The organism is Caballeronia sp. (genome assembly GCF_049581465.1).
Lineage (GTDB): Bacteria > Pseudomonadota > Gammaproteobacteria > Burkholderiales > Burkholderiaceae > Caballeronia.
This window is the reverse complement of sequence record NZ_JBAUSA010001219.1, coordinates 1-2,649: the sequence shown is the minus strand read 5'-3', so window position 1 is coordinate 2,649 and position 2,649 is coordinate 1. Positions and strand designations below refer to the sequence as shown.

The 2,649-nt window shown below is 60.2% G+C and carries 2 protein-coding genes; both read right to left on the bottom strand.

The features are described 5' to 3' along the window. On the bottom strand, positions 1 to 999 hold a 999-nt coding region (locus tag WCA53_RS29780), incomplete at its 3' end, for a porin (RefSeq protein ID WP_423919761.1). 389 nt (positions 1,000 to 1,388) lie between these two features. Continuing rightward, the coding region (locus WCA53_RS29775; RefSeq protein ID WP_423919758.1) for a SelB C-terminal domain-containing protein at positions 1,389 to 2,649 on the bottom strand (1,261 nt) is incomplete at its 5' end.

Here is a 2,649-nt window from a genome sequence, read left to right as displayed (position 1 = left end):
GAGAATGGTGCCCGATTGGTTCACCCCCTTGCCGAGCCCGCCGTCGAGCAGTTCAGCATTGCGCGTCTGTCCATAGTAGTACGCGAACGTGAACAGTAGGGCAGGCATGGCTTGCCAGTTCGCACCGACGTAAAAGGTGTCGTCGATACGGTTGGGGCTCGCACCTTTCAGTGCCGGCGCGCCAGCTTGCTGCATGTAGGTGTCGGTCAAACCAGTCTGGTCCTGCCCCCGCAGCCAGCCGGCCAGCAGGCGGATCTCTTTGGTGACCTGATACGCGCCGCTGATGTGCAGGAAGTTGATCTTGGCGCCATTGACTACGCTGCCGACACTGTCGTCGGTTGACGAGCCGGTCGCAGATGTCGGGACGGCGACCTGCTGGAAGCCCGCGTTAAGGGAAGCGGGGCCGAACGTGTAGGTCAGTTCCGCGGCGTAGGTGGCGCCGAGACCGAGCGCGCCCGGCTGGTTGCCTAAGCCGTAAAGGGCATCGACCGACAGGCCGGCGAAGGTGCCCTTGTACTTGATCGAGTTGTTGATTTCGAGGTAAGGGCCGATGCCGTTATACATCCAGCTATTTTGCCAATAGTTGCCAACGGTCAGCGGGTCGAAGATATCGCCCAGGGTGTCGTAGGCCGGCGCATATTGCCTACCGAAGGTCAGCTCGCCATATGTCTTGTTCTGCACACCCACGAAAGCTTGTCGACTAAACAGTGTGTTGGGGACGTGTAGTTGCCCATCGAAGGCTTCAAAACCGTTTTCGAGGCGGAAGACCGCGGACCAGCCGTCCCCCAGATCCTCACTACCCCTCAAGCCCCAGCGGCTGTGGGTTTCCGGGCCCGACGTCATGGCGACCTGGTCGTGGCCGCCCGGGCCCGCATTCGTTTGATATCGGACGGCTTCGTCGACGATGCCATAGAGAGTGACGGAGCTTTGTGCGAAGACTGACGACGACGCGGCAATGAACAGTGCGCCAGTGGCACTGGAGACGAGTATTTTTTTCATTTAGTAATCCACAGTAATTGGTGAGCGGTCCGGGCAATTACTGCCCAGGCTCCAACAATAAGACCGTGAACGGGAGCGTAGCCTGTCATTTAATTGAGGCACAGATATTTGTTACGAAGTGTTGTTTATTTGCTGTGCCGGTTCAGGTCTGTGCAAATCGTCTGATAATTATATGTACAGGATAACGACCTATTAGTTAGGTCTTGATGCGCTGCGCTGGTTTTAGCACGTGGCATTGCCAATGCCGAGGCGGCCAGACGATGGAGAAGGACTGTTTTTTTATTGCCGTGCAGCAGAGCTTTTATATGCGACGGGAGTTAAGCAACACAGAGCGTTCGCGTTTTCACCAATGGTTCAAAGGTGCAGACAAGCGTTGTTATTAACGCTTTTCACAGCAGATCGAGCCAACGACTATCCGTGCGCAGCACATGCAGTTCGCGGTGAAAACGCGTAAATCCAACGCGATCGAAGAACTCCAAAACCTGAATGGCGCGCTTGCGGCCGAGCGCCGTGACATCGCGAAACGGCGCGGCAGCGAGTGTCCCCTCGTGCTTGCTTGCCTCAAGAGCCGCGATGGACGCGAGTTCGCGAATCGCCTCGCGATGATAGAAAAGATCGCGCACGATCTGGAATACTTCGCCTTGGCGTGCAAGCTTGCGCATCAACTGGCGCACACGATCCTCGGGTGCGCCATGGGCCTTGGCAAGATCGCGAACCCACGGGGGATCGAAGCGGCCGCTTTTCACGGCAGGCAGCAATACGCCAGCAAGCAGTCGCTCCACTTCGTCAAGCGTGACCGCGTGGCTCGGCAAATGCAGCCAGGGTCCGCTCCTTACGATAGCGCCGCACGATAGGCATTCGTCGATGAGCGCGCGCCACAGGGCATCTTCCGCCAAGGGCGCAACCATCCTGCGCAAGCGCGATGAATCCGGTCCCTGCTCGTCGGGCGTTCGCGCGTGGAATTGGGCCAGTGCCGCGAGCAGCCGGACGCTGAGCGTGCTCCACGCGGTGTCCGCGACCAGCAAGGCATCGTCGCCCGATAAGGTGACCACGCGGGTATCGGCGGGAAGCCGTAAACTCGCCACCGGCGTGCCGGTCAGATGCTGCAGCAACGAGCGTGCAAGACCGTCGGGGGCTTGCGCGAGCAAGGCATCGAGCGCACCCGTGTCGAGCATCGTCTGTATTGCGTCTAGCCATCCAAGCCGCTGCGGCGTACGGCGTTTGCGCGCCGGACCGAATGGATCGAGTACGTGGCCACCGCCTATCGTCCGGCTGGCCTGTGCGTTTCTCACAATGAACCGATCCCCTGGCAACGCGCACATGGGCCGGTCGAATACCAGTTGCACGCGCGCGGTTTGGCCTGGACCCAGCGTATCGCCGTCCAGCAACGCCACGTGGGCGACCTGATGCTGCGTCGCCAGATGCACATGCAACGGCGCCCAATGCTGCAGCGTAACCCCTGCCTCGGCTAGCAGGGTGAGGGACGTATCGATGCATCCCGATGCCCGCGCGAGACGCGCATCGACGATCCAGTCGCCCCGATCGATTGCATCCTTTTCGATCCCCGCGAGATTCAGTGCACAGCGTTGGCCCGCGCGGCCACTCGGCGCGGCACGGTTTTGCGCGTGAATGCCACGCACGCGCACGGGT